27 protein-coding genes are annotated in these 24,102 nt (G+C 70.0%); 13 read left to right on the top strand and 14 right to left on the bottom strand.

Features of this window, described 5'->3' with window-relative positions; all coding sequences use genetic code 11:
* Positions 1 to 39 precede the first annotated feature (39 nt).
* Positions 40 to 1,404, bottom strand: a complete 1,365-nt coding sequence (locus M0L44_RS02100; RefSeq protein ID WP_252767949.1) for a dicarboxylate/amino acid:cation symporter — start codon at positions 1,402 to 1,404, stop codon at positions 40 to 42.
* A gap of 115 nt (positions 1,405 to 1,519) precedes the next feature.
* Complete coding sequence (locus M0L44_RS02095) at positions 1,520 to 2,278, bottom strand: sulfite exporter TauE/SafE family protein (protein ID WP_252767948.1); 759 nt, start codon at positions 2,276 to 2,278, stop codon at positions 1,520 to 1,522.
* Positions 2,279 to 2,468: 190 nt separating this feature from the next.
* Between M0L44_RS02095 and M0L44_RS02090 the strand changes: the two genes are divergently transcribed.
* The 6 genes from M0L44_RS02090 to M0L44_RS02065 all read left to right on the top strand — a co-directional run bounded on the left by M0L44_RS02090 (position 2,469) and on the right by M0L44_RS02065 (position 5,906).
* Positions 2,469 to 2,801, top strand: a complete 333-nt coding sequence (locus M0L44_RS02090) for a BON domain-containing protein (RefSeq protein ID WP_252767947.1) — start codon at positions 2,469 to 2,471, stop codon at positions 2,799 to 2,801.
* A gap of 164 nt (positions 2,802 to 2,965) precedes the next feature.
* On the top strand, positions 2,966 to 3,391 hold the full coding sequence (locus tag M0L44_RS02085; RefSeq protein WP_252767946.1) for a response regulator: 426 nt from the start codon (positions 2,966 to 2,968) through the stop codon (positions 3,389 to 3,391).
* A 29-nt stretch (positions 3,392 to 3,420) separates the two neighbouring features.
* Positions 3,421 to 4,860, top strand: coding sequence for a CHASE3 domain-containing protein (locus tag M0L44_RS02080; protein WP_252767945.1), 1,440 nt, complete (start codon positions 3,421 to 3,423; stop codon positions 4,858 to 4,860).
* Between the two features lie 186 nt (positions 4,861 to 5,046).
* Positions 5,047 to 5,211 (top strand): hypothetical protein, encoded by a 165-nt coding sequence (locus tag M0L44_RS02075; protein ID WP_252767944.1) that lies wholly within the window; start codon positions 5,047 to 5,049, stop codon positions 5,209 to 5,211.
* A gap of 139 nt (positions 5,212 to 5,350) precedes the next feature.
* Positions 5,351 to 5,650, top strand: a complete 300-nt coding sequence (locus M0L44_RS02070; RefSeq protein ID WP_252767943.1) for a hypothetical protein — start codon at positions 5,351 to 5,353, stop codon at positions 5,648 to 5,650.
* A 46-nt stretch (positions 5,651 to 5,696) separates the two neighbouring features.
* Complete coding sequence (locus tag M0L44_RS02065; RefSeq protein WP_252767942.1) at positions 5,697 to 5,906, top strand: hypothetical protein; 210 nt, start codon at positions 5,697 to 5,699, stop codon at positions 5,904 to 5,906.
* A 27-nt stretch (positions 5,907 to 5,933) separates the two neighbouring features.
* Here M0L44_RS02065 and M0L44_RS02060 read toward each other — a convergent pair whose 3' ends face one another.
* Positions 5,934 to 6,566 (bottom strand): response regulator, encoded by a 633-nt coding sequence (locus M0L44_RS02060; RefSeq protein WP_252767941.1) that lies wholly within the window; start codon positions 6,564 to 6,566, stop codon positions 5,934 to 5,936.
* A gap of 71 nt (positions 6,567 to 6,637) precedes the next feature.
* A complete protein-coding gene (locus M0L44_RS02055; RefSeq protein ID WP_252767940.1) occupies positions 6,638 to 6,859 on the bottom strand; it encodes a hypothetical protein in 222 nt (73 codons plus the stop codon).
* 83 nt (positions 6,860 to 6,942) lie between these two features.
* Here M0L44_RS02055 and M0L44_RS02050 point away from each other — a divergent pair, with 83 nt between their 5' ends.
* From M0L44_RS02050 to M0L44_RS02030, 5 genes are all read left to right on the top strand, one after another.
* Positions 6,943 to 7,332, top strand: coding sequence for a MerR family DNA-binding protein (locus M0L44_RS02050; RefSeq protein ID WP_256489971.1), 390 nt, complete (start codon positions 6,943 to 6,945; stop codon positions 7,330 to 7,332).
* 88 nt (positions 7,333 to 7,420) lie between these two features.
* Complete coding sequence (locus M0L44_RS02045; RefSeq protein ID WP_252767939.1) at positions 7,421 to 7,618, top strand: hypothetical protein; 198 nt, start codon at positions 7,421 to 7,423, stop codon at positions 7,616 to 7,618.
* Positions 7,619 to 8,216: 598 nt separating this feature from the next.
* A complete protein-coding gene (locus tag M0L44_RS02040; protein WP_252767938.1) occupies positions 8,217 to 8,711 on the top strand; it encodes a cupredoxin domain-containing protein in 495 nt (164 codons plus the stop codon).
* A gap of 50 nt (positions 8,712 to 8,761) precedes the next feature.
* Positions 8,762 to 9,139: a copper-binding protein gene (locus M0L44_RS02035; RefSeq protein WP_252767937.1), complete on the top strand. Its 378-nt coding sequence runs from the start codon at positions 8,762 to 8,764 to the stop codon at positions 9,137 to 9,139.
* 214 nt (positions 9,140 to 9,353) lie between these two features.
* Complete coding sequence (locus M0L44_RS02030) at positions 9,354 to 10,016, top strand: HD domain-containing protein (protein ID WP_252767936.1); 663 nt, start codon at positions 9,354 to 9,356, stop codon at positions 10,014 to 10,016.
* On the opposite strand, the gene M0L44_RS02025 is transcribed toward M0L44_RS02030, so the two are convergent.
* From M0L44_RS02025 to M0L44_RS02015, 3 genes are all read right to left on the bottom strand, one after another.
* On the bottom strand, positions 9,988 to 10,308 hold the full coding sequence (locus tag M0L44_RS02025) for an EthD family reductase (RefSeq protein ID WP_252767935.1): 321 nt from the start codon (positions 10,306 to 10,308) through the stop codon (positions 9,988 to 9,990). The genes M0L44_RS02030 and M0L44_RS02025 overlap by 29 nt on opposite strands.
* A gap of 344 nt (positions 10,309 to 10,652) precedes the next feature.
* On the bottom strand, positions 10,653 to 11,246 hold the full coding sequence (locus M0L44_RS02020) for a glutathione S-transferase family protein (protein WP_252767934.1): 594 nt from the start codon (positions 11,244 to 11,246) through the stop codon (positions 10,653 to 10,655).
* 59 nt (positions 11,247 to 11,305) lie between these two features.
* Complete coding sequence (locus tag M0L44_RS02015) at positions 11,306 to 11,908, bottom strand: pyridoxamine 5'-phosphate oxidase family protein (RefSeq protein WP_252767933.1); 603 nt, start codon at positions 11,906 to 11,908, stop codon at positions 11,306 to 11,308.
* Between the two features lie 74 nt (positions 11,909 to 11,982).
* Between M0L44_RS02015 and M0L44_RS02010 the strand changes: the two genes are divergently transcribed.
* Positions 11,983 to 12,927 (top strand): LysR family transcriptional regulator, encoded by a 945-nt coding sequence (locus tag M0L44_RS02010; protein WP_252767932.1) that lies wholly within the window; start codon positions 11,983 to 11,985, stop codon positions 12,925 to 12,927.
* Here the strand turns inward: M0L44_RS02010 and pncB are convergent.
* The gene (pncB, locus tag M0L44_RS02005) at positions 12,888 to 14,117 is read right to left on the bottom strand and encodes a nicotinate phosphoribosyltransferase (protein ID WP_252767931.1); all 1,230 of its coding nucleotides are present in this window, start codon (positions 14,115 to 14,117) and stop codon (positions 12,888 to 12,890) included. The genes M0L44_RS02010 and pncB overlap by 40 nt on opposite strands.
* Before the next feature lie 89 nt (positions 14,118 to 14,206).
* On the opposite strand from pncB, the gene M0L44_RS02000 reads away from it, so the two are divergent.
* Positions 14,207 to 16,405, top strand: coding sequence for a C1 family peptidase (locus M0L44_RS02000; protein WP_252767930.1), 2,199 nt, complete (start codon positions 14,207 to 14,209; stop codon positions 16,403 to 16,405).
* A 14-nt stretch (positions 16,406 to 16,419) separates the two neighbouring features.
* Here M0L44_RS02000 and M0L44_RS01995 read toward each other — a convergent pair whose 3' ends face one another.
* The 6 genes from M0L44_RS01995 to M0L44_RS01970 are packed head-to-tail and all read right to left on the bottom strand — an operon-like array spanning position 16,420 to position 23,930.
* On the bottom strand, positions 16,420 to 16,851 hold the full coding sequence (locus M0L44_RS01995) for a PACE efflux transporter (RefSeq protein ID WP_354004089.1): 432 nt from the start codon (positions 16,849 to 16,851) through the stop codon (positions 16,420 to 16,422).
* Between the two features lie 35 nt (positions 16,852 to 16,886).
* Positions 16,887 to 17,339, bottom strand: a complete 453-nt coding sequence (locus M0L44_RS01990; RefSeq protein ID WP_252767929.1) for a GNAT family N-acetyltransferase — start codon at positions 17,337 to 17,339, stop codon at positions 16,887 to 16,889.
* A 44-nt stretch (positions 17,340 to 17,383) separates the two neighbouring features.
* On the bottom strand, positions 17,384 to 17,878 hold the full coding sequence (locus M0L44_RS01985; protein WP_252767928.1) for a DUF3224 domain-containing protein: 495 nt from the start codon (positions 17,876 to 17,878) through the stop codon (positions 17,384 to 17,386).
* A 51-nt stretch (positions 17,879 to 17,929) separates the two neighbouring features.
* Positions 17,930 to 19,984, bottom strand: coding sequence for an ATP-dependent helicase (locus tag M0L44_RS01980; protein ID WP_252767927.1), 2,055 nt, complete (start codon positions 19,982 to 19,984; stop codon positions 17,930 to 17,932).
* Positions 19,985 to 20,042: 58 nt separating this feature from the next.
* The gene (locus tag M0L44_RS01975) at positions 20,043 to 21,686 is read right to left on the bottom strand and encodes an FG-GAP-like repeat-containing protein (RefSeq protein WP_252767926.1); all 1,644 of its coding nucleotides are present in this window, start codon (positions 21,684 to 21,686) and stop codon (positions 20,043 to 20,045) included.
* A 27-nt stretch (positions 21,687 to 21,713) separates the two neighbouring features.
* The gene (locus M0L44_RS01970) at positions 21,714 to 23,930 is read right to left on the bottom strand and encodes a winged helix-turn-helix domain-containing protein (protein ID WP_252767925.1); all 2,217 of its coding nucleotides are present in this window, start codon (positions 23,928 to 23,930) and stop codon (positions 21,714 to 21,716) included.
* Positions 23,931 to 24,102 lie beyond the last annotated feature (172 nt).

Genomic DNA, 24,102 nt, shown 5'->3' with positions numbered 1-24,102 from the left:
GACCTTCTTCTTCGCTGGTTGAGCAGCCAGGAACACTGATCAGCGCGCCGTGGCGGTCGGCGTCAGGGGCGCTGTGTTCAGCGAGGGCAGCGACAGGTCCGGCTCCGGCAGGGGGACCTGGTCCACCAGGGCAGCGTGCAGCTTCTCTTCGTCAAGCTCACCCACCCACTTGGCCACCACCAGCGTGGCCACGCCGTTGCCGATCAGGTTGGTCAGGGCGCGGGCTTCGCTCATGAAGCGGTCGATGCCCAGGATCAGCGCCAGGCCGGCCACCGGCACATGGCCCACCGCGCCCAGCGAGGCCGCCAGCACGATGAAGCCCGAGCCGGTGACACCCGCGGCGCCCTTGCTGGTCAGCAGCAGCACGGCCAGCAGCGTGAGCTGCTGCATCAGGCTCAACGGCGTGTCGGTGGCCTGGGCGATGAAGACCGCGGCCATGGTCAGGTAGATGGAGGTGCCATCCAGGTTGAAGGAGTAGCCGGTCGGGATCACCAGACCGACGACCGACTTTTCGGCGCCAGCATGCTCCATCTTGCGCATCATGCCGGGCAGGGCCGATTCACTGGACGAGGTGCCCAGCACGATCAGCAGCTCCTCGCGGACGAAGCGCAGGTACTTGAAGATCGAGAAGCCATGGAAGCGGGCCACCGCGCCCAGCACCACGACGATGAACAGCACGCAGGTGCCGTAGAAGGCGCCCATCAGCTGCGCCAATTGCAGCAGCGAGCCCACGCCGTACTTGCCAATGGTGAAGGCCATCGCGCCGAAGGCGCCGATGGGGGCCACCTTCATGATGGCGTTGACCACCGCGAACAGCACCTGCGAGAGCTTCTCGATGAAGTGGAAGACGATGTTGTGCTTGCCACCGAACTTCTGCAGTGCAAAGCCGAACAGCACCGAGAACAGCAGCACCTGCAGGATCTCGCCCTTGGCGAAGGCGTCCACCACGCTGTTCGGGATGATGTTGAGCAGGAAGTCGGTGGTGCTGGTCACCTTGCCCGGCGCCACGTAGCCGGCGATGCCCTTGGTGTCCAACGTGGCGGCATCGACGTGCATGCCGGCGCCCGGCTGCAGTAGGTTCACCAGCACCAGGCCGATGAGCAGGGCGATGGTGGAGAAAACCTCGAAGTACAGCAGGGCCAGGCCACCGGTCTTGCCGACCTTCTTCATGTCCTCCATGCCGGCAATGCCCAGCACCACGGTGCAGAAGATGATCGGGGCGATGATCATCTTGATGAGCCTGATGAAGCCGTCACCCAGCGGCTTCATCTGCGCGGCCAGGTCCGGCGAGAAGTGCCCCAGCAGCACGCCCACCGCGATGGCGAACAGCACCTGCACGTAAAGAGAGCGGTAGAACGGGGGCTTGCCGGTGCGCCCGGCAGGAGCGTGGGAGGTGGTGGACATGGCGAAAGAGCGGAAGCGGAGGCCGAAATTATCGAACCCGCCTTCCCCCCGGTCGCTTGTGGGTCCTACGTAATTTGCAAGGGTGGCCTGGCCGCACCGCAGGCCCGGGCAGGCCTCAGCGCCAGAGGAACTTGGCCGCCATGAACAGGCCGGTGGCGATGACGAAGGCACGCACCCAGTGGGCGGGCAGCCGGCGGGTCAGGGCGGCGCCCAGATAGCCACCGACGATGGCCGCCACCGCCATGCCCAGGGCCTCGGGCCAGTGCACTTGGCCGGCCCAGGCGAAGGTGAGCACCGACACGCTGGACAGCACCAGCGAGTTCAGGTTCTTCAGCGCATTGGCCTCGCGCAGGTCGCTCACGCCGGTGGCCTGGTACAGCGCCAGCAGCAGGATGCCCAGGCCGCCGTTGAAGTAGCCCCCATAGATGGAGACCGCTGCCAGGCCGAGTGCCCGTCGCCAGCCGGCGCCGGCGCTGGGGACCGGCCCGGCGCGCTGCTTCAGCCGCCGGATCAGCCAGGGCCCCGCGGCGAACACCGCGGTGGCGAACAGCAGCAGCCACGGCACCACCGCGACGAACAGCCGCCCGGGGGTGACCAGCAGCAGTCCCGCGCCGGCCAGGCCGCCCAGCGCGCAGATGCCGCTGTCCTTCCACAGCAAGGCCGAGGGCAGGCGGGCCAGCTCGGCCCGGAAGCCCAAGGTGCTGCCCAGGTAGCCCGGGCTGACCGCCACCGTGCTGGTGGCATTGGCGGCAATGGGCGGCAGCCCGACCTGGAACAGGGCCGGCAGGGTCAGGAAGCTGCCCCCTCCTGCCAGGGCGTTGAGGGCACCGGCCCCGAGGGCGGCGGACAGAAGGAGGAGCCAGGTGTCGGACATCGGGAGGCATGTTGCCAGGGGGCGCCGTTGTGGGACACCGGGGCATCTCCCGGTTCACGGCCCTGGGGGAGCTGGGCAGGCCGCCGACGCAGGCATGCGGTTCGCTCCTACACGGCAACGGCCGGTTCGGCGATGGCCGGCCGCACTCGCGCTGCCGACACTGAAGGCTCATTAACACAAGGAGACCCGCATGAACACGAACACCTCCCTTCGCTTGTCTGTGGCGGCTGCCTTGGTGGCCGTCGGGGCTGCCATGACCGTGCTGCCCGGCTGCGCCGTCACCCGCGGCCAGTCGACGGTGGGCGAATACATCGACGATGCCTCTGTCACCACGGCCGTGAAGGCGAAGTTCGTCGAGTCCAAGGCCGTGGACGCCGTGGCCATCAATGTGGAGACGCTCAACGGCACCGTGATGCTCTCGGGCTTTGCCAAGAGCCTGAACGAGAAGGCCGAGGCCGAGCGCCTGGCGTGGACCGTCAAGGGTGTGAAGGCCGTGCGCAACGAACTGGCCGTGCGCCCCTGACCGGCGAGCGCCGGCCTGCAACGGCGCTAGCCGAGGTCCGGCGGCCTTGTCTGTAGGACAGGTCCGACATGCGCCGCCGAACTTCGGGAGTGCCGCCGCCTGGCACGCCGGCCGATAATTTCTTCAACGTCGGCTCTGGCCGATCGGGTTCCCAACGCCACACCATGACTGCGATGCCCTCCCTCTCCGATCTCCGTCAGTCCCAGCGGGCCCTGCGCTTCTTCCTGGTGGAAGACAGCGAGGTGATCCGCCAGAACCTGACGGGGACCCTGGAGGAGATGCTGGGCATGCAGGTCGTGGGGTGGGCCGCCAGCGAGACCGATGCGGTGGCCTGGCTGAGCCGGCCGCATGAGGGCTGCGACCTGATGATCATCGATATCTTCCTGGCCCATGGCACGGGCCTGGAGGTGTTGCGCCGGGCCCGCGAGGCGGCACCCGGCACCCGCTTGGTGGTGCTGAGCAACTACGCCACGCCCGAGATGCGGCGTCGCTGCCTGGCCCTGGGCGCCGACCGGGTGTTCGACAAGTCAGCCGAACTTGACGAGCTGATTGCCTATTGCGAGACACTGTCCGACACACCTCGTTCCTGACCCCGCCCCCACCATCGCCGGAGCCCGCCTTGAAAGACACCTTGCAGCAGTGGGGCTGGCGCATGCGGCGCAGCGCTTTCGTCTTGCCGGTCGTGTTGCTGGTGGCCCTGGCCATGCTGGGGTTCAACGAGCTGTCCTACCGCCAGGCGCGGACCCAGATGGACGATCTGGTGCTGTCCGGGCGGATCCGCCAGGAGCTGCTGTCGCTGCTGCAGCGCCTCACCGATGCCGAGTCCGGCCAGCGGGGCTTCGTGCTGACCGGGCGTCCTGAGTACCTGGCCCCCTACCGCAACGCGAGCGTGGATGTGCGCGCCTCCCTGCAGGCTCTGCAGGGGCTCTATCTGGAGGACACCGACGAAGCGGGCCGCCAGCGCCTGAGCGGCCTGCGTGAGAACGTGGAGGGCAAGCTCAGCGAGATGGCGCTGGTGGTCTCCAAGGTGCAGTCGGGCAAGACCGAGGCCGTCACGGGCCTGGTCGACCTCGGCGTCGGCCTGGACAAGATGACCGCCATCCGCAGCATGGTCTCGGCCATGGCCGGTGAGCAGGCGGCCCGCATCGCCCGCAGCCGTGAGGGGGTGTTCAACACGCTGATGATCAACCGTATCGGCGTGGCCGCCCTCACGGTGCTGAGCGTGCTGGTGCTGGTGAAGTTCCTGCGGCAGGAGCGTGCCCTGGAAGGCGAACGTCATCGCAAGGCCCAGCGCCTGCTGGACGAACGCAATGAGCTGGAACGCGAGGTGAACCGGCGCACCGCCGAGCTGACCGAGCTGGCACGTCACCTGCAGACCGCCCGCGAGGACGAGCGGGCCCACCTGGCGCGCGAGCTGCACGACGAACTGGGCGCCCTGCTGACGGCGGCCAAGCTGGACGTGGCCCGTCTCAAGCCCAAGCTGGGGGGCGCGCCCGATGCCCTGGAGCGTCTGGGGCACCTGACGGCCACGCTCAACAGCGGCATTGCGCTCAAGCGCCGCATCATCGAGGACCTGCGTCCCTCCACGCTGAGCAACCTGGGGCTGTTGCCGGCCCTGGAGGTGCTGTGTGACGAATTCTCCAAACGGGCCGCGCTGCCGGTGCACTGCACGCTGGCGCCGGTGAAGCTGGTGCCCAGCGCCGAGTTGACCGTCTTCCGCATGGTGCAGGAGGCCCTGACCAACACCGCCAAATACGCCCAGGCCCGCAACGTGTGGGTGCGACTGGAGCTGGTGGGCGAGGAGGCTTGCGTGGAAGTGCGCGACGATGGCCGGGGCTTCCAGGCCGACAGTCCCCGTGCGGGCCACCATGGCCTGCTGGGCATGCACTACCGGGTGGAGTCCGAGCAGGGGCGCCTGGAGGTGCTGTCCCATCCCGGGCAGGGCACCACGCTGCGTGCCCGTCTGCCGATGCGTGGCCCTGCACCAGGGGCGGCAGGGCAAGGCGATGCCCCGGTTCCCGCGGTCGACGCCCACCCCAATCCCTCGACTGAGGGATAGGGTCAGGACCGAACTCGTCCGTTGGCCCGGCTCTTGCTCAGGGATGGGCGAGGCCGCGGACCCTTCGGTGTGCGGCCCGTGAACCAATTCCGCTGAAGGGAGTCCCATCCGAGACATGGGCGACCGGCTTGGCAAGGCCGAGGTGGTCCCAGGGAGCGTGAAAACAGCAATCGCAGGGGAAGCACGATGGACGAAGACAAGGATGCCTGGCTGGACGAGGTGAAACAGTGGGTGTTCGGCAACCAGCTGCCGGCGCACATGCGTCCAGTGCCCGCGCACGGCGATGCCCCTGCGCCTGTGGTTCCCCCGGCCGTGCCTGAACGGACCGAGCAGACGGTTCGCGCGGCCTGAGGCTGCCACCCACCGGTCACCCGGTCTGTCAGCCCAGTCCGACAAGGCGACGCGCTGCGGGCCGATGGCCGCGTTTCGAGGGGTCTCCTAAATTGGTGCCATGCCGCACATGCGGCCCGGACCCAGAAAGGAGCCTCCCATGTCCACCACCTCCCGGCTTGTTGGGACTGCCTGCGAAGTAGCGGTCGTGGCGCTGGCGCTGGGCGTTCTGGTGCTGGGGGCACCTCGGCCACGGCCGCCCGCGGCTCCTGCCCTGCGACCCGTGCAGACCCCCGCACCGCAGTGGTCCGGACAGTCACCTTCGGTGGAGGGGCCGCTGGAATTGCGCACCCTGGTGCTGCATCCGGATGTGGAAGAGAGTTTCCCGGCGCGTGGCTGCGAGGCCCAGGGCCTGCCCGATGACGAGAACGATTGCGACGTGCCGCCGCTGATGACCTGAGACCTCGGCCCAGGCCGAGCCACTCCCGAACAACCCCGGAGGTCCCATGGCACAGATTCCGCAAGGCTCGCGACCCGCGACTTGGCTGGGCGTGGTGGCACTCTATCTGGCCATCTGCTTTCTGGCGATCGCGCTGGCCGGTCTGCAGCCGCGCTCGGCGGGGGCCATCGAAGAACATGCCGTGCAGATCGCGCAGGCGGCCGAGCAACCCTGGGAGCAGATGCTGCCGGACACGGCCACGCCAGCGGTCCAGTGAGTCGAGCCGGCATCCCGGCTCCGCATGTCACTGGATCAGGCCATTCTTCATCGCGTAGTAGGTGAGATCGCTGTTGGAGGAGAGCTTGAGCTTCTCCATCACCCGGGTGCGGTAGGTGCTGACCGTCTTCACGCTCAGGGCCATGCTGTCGGCCATCGCACTGATCGTCTCGCCCTTGGCCAGGCGCAGAAAGACCTGGAACTCCCGTTCGGAGAGCTGCTCGTGCGGCGGCCGATCGCCCCCGCCATTGAGGTTGTCGGCCAGCAGTTCGGCCACTGCCGGGGTGATGTAGCGGCGGCCCAGATGCACGGTGCGGATCGCCTTGGCGATCTCCTCCGGGTCGCATTCCTTGTTGAGGTAACCCGCCGCCCCCTGGCGCAGCAGGGTGGTGGCGTAGTGGGTTTCGGGAAAACCGCTGAGGATCAGGACCGGCAGCTCCGGCGCCCGGGCCTTGATGGCGGCCAGCGCGTCCACCCCGCTCTGGTCGGGCATGGACAGGTCCATCAGCATCACGTCCACCTCGCCCTGGCGCACCAGGTCCAGGGCCTCGCGGCCGTTGGCGGCCTCGCCCGTCACCCGCAGGTCCACTTCCTCGGACAGGAACTGGCGCAGGCCGGTGCGGACAATGGCGTGGTCATCGACGATGGCAACTCGGATCATGGTCTTCTCCTCGACGGCATTGTCGGGGCGGGATGCCGACACGTCTGTCGGCCCAATCCTACGATTTCAGCTCAGACCGCGTGCGGGCCGGGGCCAGTGTCGCGGGCGGCCACCCAACGGCGGTAGCAGCGGGCCTGGCGCCAGGCCTCCCATTGCGGACCCGAGCAGGGCCCACAGCGGCGACACCTCAGGCCGGGTGGGCCGGCCGCGAGCCAGGCCTCGAAGCGGTCCAGGTGGCGGTCATCTTCCAGCACCACGCCGCCCGCGCCCGTCATGGCCCGGGCGTCCACCATAACCTTGAAGTCAAGTTCAATGTCAAGCTACGGCCTCGGCCCCACCCACTGCTGGAAGCACCCATGAACATCGGCGCACTGGCCTGGCGACCTCGCGCATCCGCTTCTACGAACGGGTCGGCCTGCTCAAGCAGGTCGAACGCCAGCCCAACGGCTACAGAAGCTACCCGGCGGATGCCGTGCTGGTGCTGCAGCTGATCAGCGCCGCGCAGCGCGCCGGGTTCAGCCTGGACGAGTTGCGCGTCATGCTGCCAGACGATGAAATGCACTGGGATCAGGCGGCCCTGCTGGACACCCTGCGCCGCAAGGTGCAGGACATCGAGGCCCTGCAGGGCCAGCTGGTACAGAGCCGGGCGCAGCTGCTGGCGCTGGTGGCGCAGATCGAGGCCAAGCCCGAGGACATGGATTGCGCCAGCAACGCCCGCCGGCTGATGGCGGACATGACACCGGCCCCGGCCCGGAGTTCAACCTGATCGAGTTCTTCGAGTTGGCCTGAGAGGGCGTCTGACAGGCCGGCTGGGCTAAGCTGTCCGTGTCGTTCGTGGATAAAGGGAGGCCCCCATGGGCATGTTCGGCGGCCATGGCCTCTTCGGCCTCATCATCGGAATCGCCCTCATCGTCGTCCCGGCGTGGAAGATCGTCGAGAGGGCTGGCTATCCCGGGCCCTTGGCCTTGCTGGTGCTGGTGCCGGTGGTCAACGTGGTGGCGCTGTGGCTGTTCGCCTTCGGTCGCTGGCCGCGTGGGCAAGGTGGCGCCTGAGACGCGACGGGTCGGTCGCGCCGGGCGAAGGCAAGCACCGGCTTGACATTGCCACCGTGGGAAGGTGAACACTCCACGCAGTGGCTCCAGGTCCGTCGGCATGATGCACGGCGGCCCGTGGGCCCTCCCGTTTCCTGGCCATGACCTCGCTCAGACTCGTCCTCCTGGTGCTGCTGGCACTGCTGCTGCCCTTGCGCGGGGTGTCGGCCATGGCGCTGCCGTGCGGGCCGATGCCGGGCTCTGCCGCAGAGGCCGTCGTTTCGTCGCCGCCCCACCAGGATGCCCATCGGGACCACGGACATTCCGAGGCGGCAGCGCACCATGATCACACGGGGGCCCAGCAGGGCTGCCAGGATCTGTCCTGTTGCCCGGTGACGCCGCTGCCTGCTGCGATGCCGGCGCTGAGCGACCCTCCGCTGACCGGCAAGCTGCGGTTTGCGCAACCCACCGCCCCCGCCGTGACCTTCGTGTCCGGGGCGCTGGAACGCCCCCCTCGGATGTCCTGACGTCGTACAGCCTCTCTTCGGAGAGATCCGTGGCGCGCCGCTGCGCGCCTCGCGGACCGTGGTCCGCCCGTCAGACTTCCTTGGACATTTCCATGACATTTGCACGCACCTGCCTGGCCCTGGCGCTGGGCACCATCGCCACCCTGGCCCAGGCCCACGGCGACGAGAACCATCCGATGAAGATGCACACCTTCGACCCGTCGCAGGTCGAGGAACGCGCGTTCGGACGCGAGGGTGATCCGGCCAAGGTGGCCCGCACCATCCAGGTGGACATGAGCGACGCCTTCCGCTTCACGCCTTCGGACCTTGTCATCCAGCGCGGACAGACCGTCAAGTTCGTCATCCGCAACCACGGCCACCAGCTTCACGAGATGGTGCTGGGCACCCCCCAGGAGCTCAAGGAACACGCCGCGCTGATGCAGCGCTTTCCCGGCATGGAGCATTCCGACCCGAACATGGCCCATGTGAAGCCCGGTGCGACGGGCGAGATCGTCTGGCAGTTCGACAAGCCGGGCGAGTACCAGTTCGCCTGTCTGATTCCGGGCCACTTCGAGGCCGGCATGGTGGGCAAGCTCGTCGTCGAATGACGGCAGGGCCCCTCCGACGATCTTCTTCACTTTCGAATCAGGACTCCCCCATGAATCTCCCATCCTGGATGGTCGTCGCCGCCCTCGTGGTGTCCGGCGCCCTTCACGCACAGCCGGCCCATGCCGCCACGGTCTCGCCGCAAGCCATGAGCTCTGGCGCACCGGCCACCGACGGTGAGGTCCGCAAGGTCGACAAGGCGCAGGGCAAGATCACGCTGCGGCACGGCCCCATCGCCAACCTCGACATGCCGGGCATGACCATGGTGTTCCGGGTCAGCGACGCCAAGATGCTCGACACCGTCCAGCCTGGCGACAAGGTCAGGTTTGCCGCAGACAACGTCAACGGCGCGCTGACCGTGACCGCCCTCGAGGTGCTGGGCGAGCCGGCGAAAGGAGCTGAAGGCGCAACCTCAAGCGCACAGTTCTGACGCTGGTGCGCGGGCGCCTTGACGGCGCGCGCTGCCTCGGTCCCGTCTCATGGCACAGGTTGCCATGGGGCCCGGGTATGAGGTGGGGCAACAGCGATGCCGCTCGTCACCCCGCACCCAGTCAATTCCATTGATCTTCCACCGCCGCTCGCCAGGTTCAGAAGGTTGAACCGCCGCGTGTCGCGCACCTGAATCCGAACGCCGAGTCACTGACATGAACCTCTTCCAGCGTTCCTGGGCCCATGCCTGGGCGGACCTGGGGTTGCAGCCGCAGGACGGCGTGTTGGATGCGCTGCTGGCGGCTTATGACGAGCCCCAGCGCCACTACCACTCGCAGCAGCATCTGGCCGAGTGCCTGGCTCACTTCGATGCGGTGCGGCCTTTGGCGCAGCACCCGGGCGAGGTCGCAATCGCCCTGTGGTTTCACGACGCCGTCTACGACGTACGTGGCACGTCGAACGAGCGTCAAAGTGCGGATTGGGCGCGCAGGGTGCTCGGCGCCAGCGGCGCGGACGAGGCAGTGCAGCAGCGGGTGGACGCGTTGATCATGGCCACCCGGCATGACGCGGCGCCCGGGCCCGGCGATGAGCAGTTGCTCGTCGACATCGATCTCTCGATCCTGGGGGCCGCACCGGGGCGCTTTGCGGAGTACGACCGCCAGGTGCGGGCCGAATACCAGTGGGTGCCGGGCTTCGTCTACAAAATGAAGCGACGGGCCGTGCTCGGCGCATTCCTGGCCCGTCCCCGCATCTACGGCACGGGCCACTTCAGCGCCTGTTGCGAGGCCCAGGCACGCGCCAATCTGGCCTGGGCCATCGACGGTCGCGCGGGGACTCAGCCGCCGGCGGTCACGGCTGGCCCACCACCACTTCGCTGATCTGCAGCACCGGGGTCAGGTCCGTGTAGTTTGGAATGTCCGCCAGGATCTCGCTGGCATGGGGCGCGAAGCCGGCCTGGAAGGCCTCGACTGACGTGCTGTAGATGTGGCACATGCCGACGTAGGTGGGCGGCTCGTTCGGTGCCCCGCCCGCCAGGCCCTTGTCGATCGTGTAGAACAGACAGGCCGGGCCCAGCTTCTGCTGCACCAGCGGCATGTGCCTGTCACGGTAGTACGCGTGGTCGAACCGCGCGCCGGCCTGGTGGGGGTACATCACACTGACCTTGATCACATCCTGTCTCCTGGTGTGCCAGCCTGGATGGCCAGCCCTGGGTGGGTTGTACCAGCGGATCAGGGGTGGGCTCGTGGCCACCTGGCTCGGGGAAAACGCTGCCCATCGGCATGACGGGGTGTGAAAGGAATCCCTGGCCTGCCTGCTCTTCCTGGCAGGCCCCGGCGTCACCATCTCAGGGTACGCCCTGGCTGGGGCGAGCATGCACCTTTTCCTCCGCATTGCAGGCGCTGCGGGGCGCCCGCCTTGGAGGAGCCCGCCGAGCGCTGATGCGCTGACGGCGAGCGACCATCACCGGGGCTGCAGGCTGAATCGCCCCGGTCGTTCCGATGCTTCGCAGCAGCTCAGACCCCGGGCATGGGCAGGAAATCCGGCAAGGCCTTGACCCGCTGGATCCAGGCCCGGATCTGCGGATAGGGTTCCAGGTCGACCCCGCCCTCGGGGGCCAGCGCCACATAGGGGAAGACCGCGCAATCGGCGATGGTGGGCTGCTCGGCGGCCAGCCAGGTGTGCTGGCTCAGATGGGCTTCCAGCAGCGGCAGGATGCGGGCGCTGCGGCGCAGGGTGTCGGCCTTGTCGATTGCGTAGCCGAACTTGTCGACCAGGCGAGCGGAGGCCGGGCCGTTCTGCACCTCGTTGGCGGCCGTCGACAGCCACTGCACCACGGCCGCCATGCCGGCCGGATCCCGCGGCAGCCACTGCGGCGCGGCGTACTTCTGTGCCAGATAGACCAGGATGGCCTGGGAGTCTCGCAGCACCACCTCGCCGTCCACCAGGATGGGAATCTCTCCCCAGGGGTTGAGGTCGATCAGCGGCGCGCGCTTGTGCGCACCGGCCAGGAAGTCCACTGGTTCGATGTCCAGCGGCACCTGGGCCAGGGCGGCGAACAGGCGAACCTTGTAGCAGTTGCCGGACAGGACGAGGTCATAGAGCTTCATGCATGTCTCCTGATGCAGGGGGTGGGAAGAAGAGGGCGGAGGAAGAGGCGGGAAGGAGCTCACAGCTCCGCGGGCAGGGTCAGGCCGTGGGCCCGCAGTTCCGCCTCGCTCCAGCGGCGGGTGATGTGCTGGCTGCAGTTCCAGTCGAAGGCGGCGACCTGCATCACCATCACCCGCTCGGCGCCGGGGGCGCGCGCCAGCGGTTGCAATGCGGGCAGCAGGGTGCTCGGCAGGTCGACGGGCAGCTGTCCTGCGCTCAGCGCGGGCGCCTCAAGCACCCGCATGTGGCCCAGGATCTTGAGCCGTCGGCGCTCGGCCGTGTCCAGCAGCAGCAGCGCGGCGCGGTCGTTGTCCTGCAGATTGCCCACGCTGACGAACTGGCGGTTGCCGCCCAGGTCCGCGAAGGCGAGCGTGGACTCGTCCAGCACCTGCAGAAAGCCCGGCGGGCCGCCGCGGTGCTGCACATGGGGCCAGCCCTGTGCATTGACGGTGGCGAGAAAGGCGGTGTCGCGCGCGGCGATGAAGCTGGCCTCGCGCAGGCCCAGCCGGGGGATGGGGTCGCCGGCGCCAGGCGAGAGTTCCTCGCCGAGGCGGCGGCGCTGCTCGGCGCGCACGGTGGTGGTGTAGGCCAGGTTGGCGAAATGGCGTGACATGGGGGGCATGCTGACTTCTCGCCGCCGAGAAATGAAGAACCCACAGCGCACTGGATTGATGCGATTGCCGGTTTAATCCGGGCATGGACAAGTTCAAGGCCATGGAGACCTTTGTGCGCATCGTCGAGGCCGGCAGTCTGTCCGGGGCGGCGGCGCGCCTGGGCACCTCGCTGGCGGCGGTGGTGCGCAGCCTGGCGGCCCTGGAGCGCAGCCTGGGCGTGCGCCTGCTCAACCGCACCACGCGCCGCATTGCGCTGACCGAGGAGGGGCGCGAGTACCTGGAACGCTGCCGCCGCATCCTGGCCGAGGTGGAGGAGGCGGATGCCGCGCTCAGCGACCGGCGCCTGCGGCCCAGCGGCCGGCTGGCCATCACGGCGCCGGTGATGTTCGGGCGCCTGCATGTGGCCCCGGTGCTGACCGAGTTCCTGGTGGCCCACCCGGAGATGCGGGCCGATCTGCTGCTGGTCGACCGGGTGATGGACCTGCTGGAGGAGGGGCTGGACCTGGCGGTGCGCATCGGTGCCCTGCCGGATTCTTCGCTGGTGGCCAAGCCGGTGGGCAGCTGCCGCCGCGTGCTGTGCGCCAGCCCGGACTTCGTGGCGGCCCACCGCGAGCAGCTGCGCCAGCCCGATGGCGGGCAGCCGCTCAAGGCGGTGCACTTTGCCGGGCTGGACAGCGGGCACGAATGGGTGTTTGCGCGCGGTGGGCCGCCGGTGCGCATCCCGCTGGCGGAAGTCTTTTCGACCAACCACGTCGATGCGGCGCTGGAAGCCTGCCGCAAGGGCCTGGGCTGCGGGCGCTTTCTGAGCTACCAGGTGCGCGACGACCTGGCCGCCGGTCGCCTGCTGCGGCTGTGGCCCGAATGGGAGCCTGAGGCCGTGCCGGTGCAACTGGTGTTCCCGCATTCGCGCCTGCTGTCGGTGCGGGTGCGGGCCTTTGTGGACTGGGCCGAACCGCGGCTGACGGCCCGGCTCGGTGACGGACGGAGTCAGGCGGGCGTGGGCTCGCTGTCCACCCCGAAGGTGTGACGCAGGTAGCGCAGGAAGCGGGCGTCCTCGCACACCGTCTTGCCCTCGGCGTCGGACAGCTTGGCCGTGGGCAGGCCGTTGCAGCTCAGCAGCTTCATCACGATGTTGAGCGCGCCGTGCGGGCTGTCGTTGGTCAGCGCGGTGCCGATGCCGAAGCCCACCACCTGGTCGTCGCGCCAGCACAAGGCCTCGTAGATGTCCATCGCAGTCGTGTCCAGCCGCAGGCCGTCGGAGAAGACCTTGCGCTTGGTGCGCGGGTCGATGCCCAGGCGGCGGTAGTGCGCGTCCACCTCGGCGGCCCAGGCCAGCGGGTCGCCGCTATCGTGGCGCAGGCCGTCGAAGAGCTTGGCGAAGTACAGGTCGAAGTCGCGCAGAAAGGCCGGCGTGGTGACCACGTCCGTCAGGGCGATGCCCAGGTCGCCGCGGTACTCGCGCACCCAGGCCTCCAGCGCGGCCACCAGGGACTGGCGCAGCTGCACCCCCGGCATGGCCTGGAAGGTCTGCAGCCATTCATGGGCCATGGTGCCGATGGGCGTCAGACCCAGCTGGCGGGCGAGATGCAGGTTGGACGTGCCCTTGAATTGCTCGGGCAGGCGCTCGCGCAGGGTCTGCAGCACCTCCTGCTGCCAGGCCGCGCTGTAGCGCCGCCGCAGGCCGAAGTCGAACAGTGAGAACGGGTGGCGGGGCGGCTGCGGCGAGCGGGCCATGGCCGCCAGCCGTTCCTGGGCGCGGTCGATCATGGCGTGCAGGCGCCGGCGCATCTCGGGCACGGTGTCGGGCGTGCTCAGCCGGCGCTGGTAGAGCGCCTGCACGGTGGGCAGCACATAGAGCTCGAAGGGCATCACGTGCAGCTGCGGGCCCTCGGCCTCGATGACGAGCCGCTCGCCCTCGGTGCGCACCTGGATGAAATCGCGGTTGAGCTGGAACAGGCGCAGGAACTCAATGTAGTCCGGCTTCATGAAGAGCAGGGCGCGCACGAAGGCCAGCTCCTGCTGGGTGAAGCGCAGGGTGCACAGGGCGTCGAGCTCGGTGTTCAGCTCATCGGCCAGCTGCGCCAGCGGGAAGGCCGGCGTGTTGCGGCAGGCGAACACGTAGCGGGCCGTGTTGGCGGGCATCTGGTGCAGCATGGCCTGCTGCATCGTGAGCTTGTAGAGGTCGGTCTCCAGCAGAGACTGGACAAGGGCAGGCATGCGGCCATGCTATCCGAGCGCACTCCCGCGCCCGGCCCGCGGCGTTAGCATCCCGGCACCCGCACAGGGTGTTCCGGAGGAGAGCCACCATGCCCACCAAGAATGTGGTGATCGGCCAGCGCAGCCTGACCCTGGACGCGCGGCCCGACCGCCTGGACCTGCGCGACCGCGCGTTCCAGCCGCAGTTGGGCAGCCTGCCCGCGGCCTGGCCCAGCGATGCGGACGTGGCCCGGCTGCTGCCGGCCTATGCCGCCCAGGGCCTGGTGCTGGACCAGGGACAGGACGGGGCCTGCACCGGCTTCGGCCTGGCGGCCGTCATCAACTACCTGCTGTTCCTGCGCAACGTGGGCGCGGATGCCGCCGCGCACCGGCAGGTCAGCCCCGCCATGCTCTACCAGCTGGCCCGCCTGTACGACGAATGGCCGGGCGAGGACTACGAGGGCTCGAGCTGCCGCGGGGCGCTCAAGGGCTGGCAGCGCCATGGCGTGTGCGCCAGCACGCTGTGGCCCTATGCCGTGAACAAGAAGGGCCAGCGCCAGCCGGTGACGCCCACCGAGGACCCGGCCCGTCCCGACGACCCCGATCGCAACTGGGACGTGGACGCCCTGCGCACCACGCTGGGCGTGTACTACCGGGTGGATGTGCGCTCGGTGGTCGACATGCAGGCCGCCATCCGCCAGGTCGGCGCGCTGTATGTGTCGGGCACGGTGCACGAGGGCTGGGCCGTGCCCACCGGCAAGCGCCTGCGCGGGCATGCCGATCTGGTGGCCATCCAGGCCGTGGCCCAGCCCAAGGAGCCGGGCGGCCATGCCTTCGCCCTGGTGGGCTACAACGAGCGCGGCTTCGTGGTGCAGAACTCCTGGGGGCCGGACTGGGGCTCCAAGGGCTTTGCCCTGCTGCCCTATGCCGACTGGGTGAACCATGGCAGCGATGCCTGGGTCTTCACGCTGGGCGTGCCGGCGCAGCTGGCCCCCGCCACGGCCCCTCGGGGCCGGGGCAAAGCCCAGGCCGCGGTCGCGCGTTCACCGCGCTTCCTGCTGCCATCCCCCTCGGCCGGCGACCGGGCGGGCACCGAGCGGCCCGCCGGTCTGGTGGGCGCTGAGGACGCGCTGGCCCGCCGCTACCGCGACCTGCGCGATGCGGCCTGCCGGCCGCTGGACCCCGACCCCGCCTACCGCCACACCGTGGTGCTGGACCGGGGCTTCGCCGTGCGCAACGACATCACGGCCGAGGACGCTGCCGCCGCCCTGGAGGCCGCGGTGCTGCACCGGCCCCTGGCGGCGCTGCCCGCGCAAGGCCCGGCCAAGCTGCTGATCTACGCCCACGGGGGCCTCAACAGCGAGGCCGACGCCATCCGCCGCATCCGGGTCATGGCGCCCTACATGCTGGCGCAGGGCATCTACCCGCTGTTCATCACCTGGCGCTCCGGCCCGCTGGAAACGCTGGGAGACCTGGTGGAGGAGCAGGCCGCCCGCCACGGCCTGGGGCAGATCGAGAACGCCCCGGCCCGGGGCTGGCTGGACCGCCTGACCCAGGTCAGCGACCGCATGCTGGAGCCCGCCCTGCGCGGCCCCGGCGGGGCGATGTGGAGCCAGATGAAGCTCAACGCCCAGCGGGCCAGCGAGCACGCCCAGGGCGGCGTGCGCCAGATGGTGGCGCAGCTGCGCCGGCTGCAGAAGGAGCGGCCGGAACTGGAGATCCACCTGATGGGCCATTCGGCCGGCGCCATCCTGCTGGGGGCCATGCTGCCGCTGCTGCAGGCTGCCCGCCTGACGGCGGCCAGCCTGCGCCTGTTCGCGCCGGCCTGCACGGTGCGCTTCGCGCTGGACCACCTGCGTCCCGCGCTGCAGAAGAAGGTGCTGGCGCCCGAGCGCCTGAGCCTGCATGTGCTGTCCGATGCCAACGAGCAGGACGACAGCGTGGGCCCCTACCGCAAGTCCCTGCTCTACCTGGTGAGCCGGGCCTTCGAGGACGTGCACAAGATGCCGCTGCTGGGCATGGCCCGCGCCTTCGACCCGGCCAGCGCCCAGCCTCGGGCCGCCGACGACCTGTGGGCGGCCGACCGGCTGGCCGAGCTGCGCCAGTGGCAGGCCTTCTGGGCCACCCAGACGGCGGCGGGGGCGCGGCTGGAGGTGCTCAGCGCCCGCAGCGTGTCCGATGGCCTGCGGCAGATCCCCGCCAGCCATGGCTGCTTCGACAACGCGGTGGACCTGATCGGCCAGGCCCTGGGCGCCATCGTGAACCCGGACCGACCCGTCAAGGTGAAGGTGGAGCGCCTGGCGGACTGAGGGCGGCGCCGGCCTCAGCCGCGGGCCGACTCGGGCAGGCCGAAGACCCGGTCGAAGGCCCAGGTGAAACCCACGGCGTAGAGGAAGAACAGGGCCAGCAGGCCGATCTCCGCCACCAGGGCCTGCCACAGCGGGATGTCCAGCCAGACCGCCATCAGCGGCACCAGCATCAGGCCCAGGCCGCCCTCGAAGCCGATGCCGTGCATCAGCCGCCGCCACACCGTGCGCTGGTGCCGCACCTGGCGCCGCTCCCAGTGCTCGAAGCCGGCGTTGAAGACGTAGTTCCAGGCCAGGGCGATGCTGGACATGATCACCGCCAGCAGCAGGGACGACCCCGCACCGACATCGAAGGACAGGCCCACGATCGGGCCGGTCAGGGCGATGGCGCCGGTTTCGTAGAGCACGGCCTGGAGCACGCGGCGCTGCAATGGGGTCATGGAAGGCATGGGGCCGCGAGCATAGCAAGCCCTGCGGCACCCGTTCAGCCGATGCGGCGCGCGTAAGCCAGGAAGACCTCGTCGTGCACCCAGCCCAGGGATTCGTACAGCGCCTGGGCGGCGTGGTTGCTGCGGGCCGTGGTCAGGTCCATGCGCACCTTGCCGTCGGCGGCGGCCCGAGCTTCGGCCGCCAGCAGCAGCGCGCGGCCCACGCCGCCCTGGCGGGCACCGGGCCGCACGAACAGGTCATAGAGCACGTAGATGGGTGCGGCCTCCACCGAGCAGAAGCTGGGGTAGAGCTGGCAGAAGCCCGCCAACGGCCCGGCGCCGCCCTCGGCCACCAGGATGACGGATTCCTGCCGGGCCTGCCGCGCGGCGATGAAGGCGCGCGCGCCCTCGGCATCGGGGGCCTGCTCGTAGAACTGCCGGTACAGGTCGAACAACTCGGCCACTGCCGGCAGATCGGCGGGTCGGGCTTCACGGACGGTGATGTGCATGGACTGACGATACACAAACCCCGGCCGCGCGCGGGTGTTCCGGCTCAGAGCGGCAGGGTGTAGGCCAGCGTGTAGAGGTGTTCGCCGTCGACGATGCGGATCTGCAGGGCCCCTTCGATGCCCTGCAGCTCGCCGGTGCCGGAGCCGGGCACGATGCCGATGCTCAGGCTTTGCGCCCCGGCCTGCATGCTGCCGCTGTGTTGCAGCACGAAGCTGCCCTTGCGGCCCTCCAGCACGCCGGTCACCCGCTCCAGGGCCACATAACCGGCCGAGCCCTTGATCGGGGTGAGGGCGGTGAGCATCTCGCCCTGGCCGGACCCGACCAGCGCACCCCGGAAGGTCTTGCTCAGACCCATGCGACCCAGCCGCACGCCGTCGACCTCGTCACCGCTGCCTTGCGGCGTCATCTGGACCTCGAAGCTGCCCTGGGCCTCGTGCTGCACGGTGCGGGCGGGGACCTGGGCCCAGGGGCTGGCGCTGGCGGCCCACAAAAGGCCCAGGACCAGGACCAGGAACTGTCGGGGAAGGGGCTTCGTCATGCGCGGTTCTCCTGAGAGGGTTGCGGGCGGGGAGATCGGTGGATCAGCCCCTCAGTCCCACTGGCCGCGCAGCCGGGCCCGCAGGTCCAGCAGGCCGGCCGGCGGGGCGGTGGGCAGGGCGCCATCGGCGCGGGGGCTGATGCGTTCGAAGTGCTCGGCGGCCATCGCGTCGGGGATGAAGCGGCTGCGCGGGCCGTAGAGGTGGCGGTCGCCGTGGCGGCCCTGCTGGGTGACGTAGAAGCGCTGGGGGACCATCAGGTCCAGGTGCTGGCGGGCGCGGGTCATGGCCACGTAGAGCAGGCGGCGTTCCTCCTCGATCTCCTCGGGCGTGCCCACGCCCAGATCGCCGGGGATGCAGCCGTCCACCACGTTGAGCAGGTACACCGCCTGCCACTCCTGCCCCTTGGCGGAGTGGATGGTGGACAGGATGAGGTAGTCCTCGTCCAGCAGCGGGTCGCTGGCGGTGTCGCTGCCGGCCTCGGGCGGGTCCAGCGCCAGCTCGGTCAGGAAGCGCTCGCGGCTGCGGTGGCTGCCGGCAATGGCCACCAGCTGGGCCAGATCGGCCAGGCGCGGCACCGGGTGGTCGTTCAGCCGCTCCAGGTGCGGGGCGTACCAGTCGACGATGCGCTGCAGCTCGCCGGGCCAGCCGGTGCCCGCGTCCTGGCGCAGGGCCAGCCACAGCGTGGCCAGGGCCTGCCAGTCGGTGGCCGCGGCTGCGGGCGGCTGGTAGGCCTTCAGCGCGGCGGCCGGGTCGGCGGCGGCGTCCATCGCATCCAGCAGGCGGCGGGCGTGGGCCGGGCCGATGCCGGGCACCAGCAGCGCGGTGCGCAGGCCGGCCAGCCGGCAGCGCGGGTTGTCGGCCCAGCGCAGCAGGGCCAGCACGTCCTTCACATGCGAGGCTTCGAGGAATTTGAGGCCACCGAACTTGACGAAGGGGATGCGCCGGCGGGTGAGCTCCAGCTCCAGCGTGGCGCTGTGGTGCGAGGTGCGGAACAGCACGGCCTGGCGCTTGAGCGTCATGCCTTCCTCGCGCCGGGCCAGGATCTGCTGGGCCACCCAGCGGGCCTGGGCGGCATCGTCTTCCACCGTCACCAGGCGGGGCTGGGCGGAAGACGCCTTGTCGGTCCACAGCGTCTTGGCAAAGCGCTCGGGCGCCAGCGCCATCACCGCGTTGGAGGCGTCCAGGATGGGCTGGGTGGAGCGGTAGTTGCGCTCCAGCGTCAGCACCCGGGCCGGCGGCGTGAAGTGCGCCGGGAAGTCCAGCATGTTGCGCACCTCGGCGGCGCGAAAGCCGTAGATGGACTGCGCGTCATCGCCCACCACGGTCACGCCCTCGCCCGTGGGCTTGAGGGCGTGCAGGATGCCGGCCTGCAGCCGGTTGGTGTCCTGGTACTCGTCGACCAGCACATGGTCGAAGCGGGCCGACTGCGCCGCGGCCAAGGTGGGTTCCTGCAGCATCAGGTGCCAGGACAGCAGCAGGTCGTCGTAGTCGAGCGCCTGCTGGTCCTGCTTGGCCGCGGCATAGGCCTTGAACAGGCGCTTGAGCTCGTCTTCCCACTCGGCGCACCAGGGGAAGGCCTGGGCCAGCACGGCCGCCAGCGGGGCCTGGCTGTTGACGCAGCGCGAGTAGATGGACAGGCAGGTGCCCTTCATCGGAAAGCGCCGCTCGGTGGCCGACAGGCCCTGCTCCTGGCGCACCAGGGCCATCAGGTCCTCGGCGTCGCCGCGGTCCAGGATGCTGAACTGCGGCGACAGGCCCAGGGCCTCGGCCGATTCGCGCAGCAGCCGTGCGCCCACGCTGTGGAAGGTGCCGGCCCAGGGCAGGGCAGGCGCGGCCTGCGTGCCCCTGAGGCCCAGGGCGCGGTGCAGCAGGTGGCCGGTGCGGCGCTGCATCTCCAGCGCGGCGCGGCGCGAGAAGGTGAGCAGCAGGATGCGCTGCGGGTCGGCGCCCTGCAGCACCAGGTGGGCCACCCGCGCGGCCAGGGTCATCGTCTTGCCCGAGCCGGCGCCTGCCACCACCAGCAGCGGGCCGCCCTGGTGGCAGGCGGCGGCGCGCTGCTCGGGGTTCAGCGTTTCCAGCGGGTCGGCAAGGGCGGTGGGACTCATCAGGCCTCACAGCATACTGGATGCGCGTCCAGTGATGCCGTGAGGGCCTGCGCGCCGCTCAGGGGGCGATGTCGCCGGTGCCGCTGCGCAGCACCGCCAGCGGCGTGGTGGCCCGGGTCTGACGGATAGCCTGCATGGGGTTGCGGCCGTTGCCGGTGGCGATGAAGTCCGCGGCCAGGATGTCCGGGATGCCGTCACCATCCAGGTCGGCGGCCGCCAGGGCGTGAGGCTCGTCGACGGCGGCCTTGATGGCCAGGTTGGCCTGGATGAAGGACATGGCGTCGATCTTCTCGCTCGGGCTGCGGTTGAGCAGCACACCCACCGCGCCGTCCACGCTCAGGCCGGTGGTCAGGTAGCTCACCAGCACATCGGGGCGGCCATCCAGGTCCATGTCGGCCACGGCCACGCCGAAGGGGTTGCCGCCCACCTGCCGCGTGGTTGCGCTGAACTTGGGCTTGTTGCTGCCCGGCTTGGTCAGGTTCATCACCAGGGACCAGGTCACGCCGCCCAGGTCACCCACGCCATTGGCCGTGACGATGTCCATGCGGCCGTCGCCATTGAAATCGCCCACGGCCATGTCGGTGGGGCTTTCGATGACGTCGAAGGCCACCGGCGGCGCGAACTGGATGGGGCCACCGGGCTCGGTGGTGTTGAGCAGGATGGTCACATCGTGGGTGTTGCTGTTGCCCAGGGCGATGTCGGGGCGGCCATCGCCGTTGAAGTCTGCCGCCACGATGGTTTCCGGACGGGAGTTGGTGCTGGTGGGATGGGCCGAGAAGCCCACCGGGCCGTCGAAGGTGGCCGTGCTGGCGCCGGTGACCGTGGTGTTGCGGAAAACGATCGCCCGGTTGGAGCCAGGCGACGAGCCCGAGCCGAAGCCCGCGCCGATCAGGTCCAGGCGACCATCGCCGTCCAGGTCGGCACAGGCCATCTGGCTCATGTAACCCCAGGGCAGTGACTGCAGATCGGTGCGCTGGAAGCTGGCCGTGGCGGCGCCGGTGGCGGTGGTGTTGATCTGCACCGTCAGCCTGTTGGTGTTCTGCGTGGCGGCGGCGACATCGGGGCGGCCGTCATTGTTGAGGTCGCAGACCACCGGCTTGGCGGGGGTGGAGACTGTGCTCAGCGTCGTCGGAGTGCCAAAGGCCGGCGTGCTGCCCGGACCGGACGTGGTGTTGAGCGCCACCTGCAGCGCACTCAGGCTGCTGCTGGCGGTCACCACGTCGGGCTTGCCGTCGCCATTGAAATCGGCCATGGCCATGCCCCAGATGAAGCTGTCCATCTGCGGGCTGGTGGCCGTGCTGGTCAGGCTGAGCTGGTTGACTGTGCCGCTGGGCGCCAGCGCCCGGCTCAGGTTCAGGCTCAGCTGACCGCCGACGGCGCTGCCCGCGGGCTGGGGCAGCACGTCCACCGGCACCAGCACCTGGTTCTTGCCCGGGCGGATGGTGGCCAGGCCCGACGCGGGCCGGTACATGCTGCCGGGCACCGCCGACACCGCCTGGGTGCTGTACTGCACCGTGACCGGCGTCGAGGTGTCGTCGCCGTTGGCTCGCTTGATCTTGAAGACCAGCTGGGTGGGAGAGGTGGACACCGTGGCGCTGGCGTCCTTGCCGATGACGCCGGTGGTCTGGGCGCCAGCGGCGCCGCAGGCCAGCAGCAGGGGCAGCCAGGTCAGGCGATGGGGAATTCGGTGGTTCAGGGGCATGGGGGACTCCTCAGGGGGTGTGTCACCTTAAGAAGCCTGCGGTGGGAAGTCCTGCCCAATTGATGACGAAACCATGATCATGGGATCCCACGAGGGCAGCCGGTGGGGCGGCCAGGCCGGCTCTGCCACGGCGGGGGCCGGCTCTGCCTGGGCCGCGTCCAGGCGCTGGACCAGCCACCGGCCCAGGGGGTGCCGTTCAAGCCAGCAGCCCAGCCCTTGCAGGCACAGGCGTGCGTCTGCCAGGCGGCCCTGGGCCAGCAGCAGTCCGGCCGCATCGGTGGCCAGCAGGTGGCGGGTGTGGCCCGAGGGCGCCAGGGCCAGCCCGGCCTGCAGCAGCGCCAGGGCCTCGTCGGGGCCGCTGTCCTGCATCGCCTGGGCGGCCAGGGCGTGGTGCCAGGTCGCCTGCAGCGCACGGTCTTCGGCCCAGGCGGGCAGGGCCTGGGCCGTGGCCTGCCAGGCCGCCAGGTCTGTGGGCTGGCCGCGGTGGCGCCACAGGCCCACGCGCCAGCGCAGCAGCAGGTGCACCAACTCCAGATGACCGGCTTCGGTCAAGGCGACCAGGGCCGCGTCCCAGCGGGCATCGGCCTGGGCCGGCTGGTCTGCCAGCGCGGCCTGCAGACCCTCGGCCAGCGACCAGGTCAGTGCCACGCGGGGCTGCGTCAGGTCCAGCGCGCCGATGCATTGCATGGCGGCCTCATGCCAGTCTCGCGGCCCCTGGCCTTCCAGGGTCAGCCAGCCGGCGATCAGCCCCACCCAGGCCGCGCTGTCGTGCTCGTTGCGGGGCAGGGCCTGCACTTTGGCCTGGGCGGCTTCGCAGCGGGCCCGGGCGCTGTCCCACAGGCCCAGGCCGGCTTCGGTCAGCGCCAGGCAGCCCAGCACGTCCACCAGGTTGGCGGTCAGGCCGTGCTCGGTGCACAGCGCCAGGGCCGCCAGGCCGCGCTCCCGCGCCAGCAGCAGTTCGCCGCCGTGGCAGGCCAGCACCGCCTGGTTGGACAGGATCACCGTCTCCCGCAGGCGGTTGCCGGTCGGGGCATTGGCGCGCGCGGCCAGGCGGTAGAAGCGCTCCGCGCGCGGGTAGTCGCGCTGCATCTCCGCCCCGATGGCCTGGCCCAGGTAGACGCGGCAGACCCAGTCCTCTTCCTCGAAGGCCGGGGTCAGTGCCAGGGCGGCGTCGAGGTGGTGCTGCGACCGGACCAGCGCCTCGGGCCCGCCGAGGTTGAGGATGGCCCGCCCGCACGCCTCGTGGGCCGCGGCGATCAGCCGCGGATCCTGCCGTGTCTGGGCCAGCCGCAGCACCTCGTCCCCCACCACCAGGGCCTGCGGGTCCGCCAGATTGGCCAGCGCGCGCAGGTACTGGATGCGCACCCACAGGTCGTCGGGGCACACGTCCAGCACCACGCGCAGCAGGCGGGCGGCCTGGTCCCAGTGTTCCTGCGCGCTCACCGCGGTGGCACGGCCCAGGGCCTGGCGCACCAGCGGATCGGCCGGCGGGGTGGCGGCGTGCCGCCAGGGCGGCGCCGGGACCAGCGCCCGCTCCAGGGCCTGCACCAGGCGCAGAGACAACAGGCTGACATCGGCTTCCTGCAGCTGGCCCTGCACGTTGGCCAACCCCTGCAGGCTGTAGTCGAGGGACAGCGCCGGCCCTTGCCGCTCCAGCCGGGCATGCACCAGCACCTCCACGCCCAGCAGGGCCCGCAGGCGGGCTTCGTCCTGCGGGGCCGCTGCCGAGCCGCCCAGCGTGGCCAGCGCGTGCTGCACGGTCTCGTTGGCCAGGACGCTGAAGCGCTCGTCTTCCATCAGCTCGCGTGCGCACAGCAGCGGCAGGCCCCAGATGACCCAGTCCAGACCGGGGTCGCCGGTGTCGTTGTGCACCGGCAGCCAGGCCAGGCGGGGGCGGGCACCGGAGGACCGGGACGCGCTGGCCGCCGGTGCATCGTCGACCTGCAGGCGGTAGCCGACACGGTGCACGGTGCGCAGCAGGCGCGGTGCCTCGGCACTGTCGCCCAGCGCCTGGCGCACCACCATCACGGTGCGGGCCAACACGTTGTCCGAGACGTCGGTGCTGCCCCAGACCGCATCCAGCAGTTCCTGCTTGGGCACCACGCGGTGGCGCTGCCGGGCCAGATGCAGAAGCAGGCTGAAAGCCCGCGGGGGCAGGTGACGAGGCTGGCCGGCAATGAGCAACTCACGCTGCAGCGGCCGCAATTCGCACTGACCCCAAACCACGACTGCTGTGTCTTCCATGCCTGCGGGCGCACTCCTGTTGCCTTGGCATGATCGCACGGGACCCGCCAGCGGGCCGGCGCGGCTTGGGTGATACCGCACAGAGAAGTCGGCTTGCGGGTTCCCGGGCTTGTGCAACACTTTGCCGGCGCCCATGCTGCCAGGGCGTTGGTCGCCTCCCGGAAGACGTCGC

Origin of the sequence: Ideonella oryzae, assembly GCF_024055665.1 — a bacterium.
Classification (GTDB): Bacteria; Pseudomonadota; Gammaproteobacteria; order Burkholderiales; family Burkholderiaceae_C; genus Ideonella; species Ideonella oryzae.
This window is presented reverse-complemented; position numbering and strand designations above follow the sequence as displayed.

Excerpts from the sequence above, each read along its gene's own strand:
- M0L44_RS02055 (WP_252767940.1), bottom strand. The coding sequence starts at position 6,859 with ATGGTGGACGCCCGGGCCATGACGGGCGCGGGCGGCGTGGTGCTGGAA.
- M0L44_RS02045 (WP_252767939.1), top strand. The coding sequence starts at position 7,421 with ATGGGCATGTTCGGCGGCCATGGCCTCTTCGGCCTCATCATCGGAATC.
- M0L44_RS01970 (WP_252767925.1), bottom strand. The coding sequence starts at position 23,930 with ATGGAAGACACAGCAGTCGTGGTTTGGGGTCAGTGCGAATTGCGGCCG.
- M0L44_RS02010 (WP_252767932.1), top strand. The coding sequence starts at position 11,983 with ATGGACAAGTTCAAGGCCATGGAGACCTTTGTGCGCATCGTCGAGGCC.
- M0L44_RS02060 (WP_252767941.1), bottom strand. The coding sequence starts at position 6,566 with ATGATCCGAGTTGCCATCGTCGATGACCACGCCATTGTCCGCACCGGC.
- M0L44_RS02035 (WP_252767937.1), top strand. The coding sequence starts at position 8,762 with ATGAATCTCCCATCCTGGATGGTCGTCGCCGCCCTCGTGGTGTCCGGC.
- M0L44_RS02020 (WP_252767934.1), bottom strand. The coding sequence starts at position 11,246 with ATGAAGCTCTATGACCTCGTCCTGTCCGGCAACTGCTACAAGGTTCGC.
- M0L44_RS02100 (WP_252767949.1), bottom strand. The coding sequence starts at position 1,404 with ATGTCCACCACCTCCCACGCTCCTGCCGGGCGCACCGGCAAGCCCCCG.
- M0L44_RS02095 (WP_252767948.1), bottom strand. The coding sequence starts at position 2,278 with ATGTCCGACACCTGGCTCCTCCTTCTGTCCGCCGCCCTCGGGGCCGGT.
- M0L44_RS02030 (WP_252767936.1), top strand. The coding sequence starts at position 9,354 with ATGAACCTCTTCCAGCGTTCCTGGGCCCATGCCTGGGCGGACCTGGGG.
- M0L44_RS02065 (WP_252767942.1), top strand. The coding sequence starts at position 5,697 with ATGGCACAGATTCCGCAAGGCTCGCGACCCGCGACTTGGCTGGGCGTG.
- M0L44_RS01995 (WP_354004089.1), bottom strand. The coding sequence starts at position 16,851 with ATGCCTTCCATGACCCCATTGCAGCGCCGCGTGCTCCAGGCCGTGCTC.
- M0L44_RS02040 (WP_252767938.1), top strand. The coding sequence starts at position 8,217 with ATGACATTTGCACGCACCTGCCTGGCCCTGGCGCTGGGCACCATCGCC.
- M0L44_RS01980 (WP_252767927.1), bottom strand. The coding sequence starts at position 19,984 with ATGAGTCCCACCGCCCTTGCCGACCCGCTGGAAACGCTGAACCCCGAG.
- M0L44_RS01975 (WP_252767926.1), bottom strand. The coding sequence starts at position 21,686 with ATGCCCCTGAACCACCGAATTCCCCATCGCCTGACCTGGCTGCCCCTG.
- M0L44_RS02075 (WP_252767944.1), top strand. The coding sequence starts at position 5,047 with ATGGACGAAGACAAGGATGCCTGGCTGGACGAGGTGAAACAGTGGGTG.
- M0L44_RS02090 (WP_252767947.1), top strand. The coding sequence starts at position 2,469 with ATGAACACGAACACCTCCCTTCGCTTGTCTGTGGCGGCTGCCTTGGTG.
- M0L44_RS01985 (WP_252767928.1), bottom strand. The coding sequence starts at position 17,878 with ATGACGAAGCCCCTTCCCCGACAGTTCCTGGTCCTGGTCCTGGGCCTT.
- M0L44_RS02000 (WP_252767930.1), top strand. The coding sequence starts at position 14,207 with ATGCCCACCAAGAATGTGGTGATCGGCCAGCGCAGCCTGACCCTGGAC.
- M0L44_RS01990 (WP_252767929.1), bottom strand. The coding sequence starts at position 17,339 with ATGCACATCACCGTCCGTGAAGCCCGACCCGCCGATCTGCCGGCAGTG.
- M0L44_RS02070 (WP_252767943.1), top strand. The coding sequence starts at position 5,351 with ATGTCCACCACCTCCCGGCTTGTTGGGACTGCCTGCGAAGTAGCGGTC.
- pncB (WP_252767931.1), bottom strand. The coding sequence starts at position 14,117 with ATGCCTGCCCTTGTCCAGTCTCTGCTGGAGACCGACCTCTACAAGCTC.
- M0L44_RS02015 (WP_252767933.1), bottom strand. The coding sequence starts at position 11,908 with ATGCCCCCCATGTCACGCCATTTCGCCAACCTGGCCTACACCACCACC.
- M0L44_RS02085 (WP_252767946.1), top strand. The coding sequence starts at position 2,966 with ATGACTGCGATGCCCTCCCTCTCCGATCTCCGTCAGTCCCAGCGGGCC.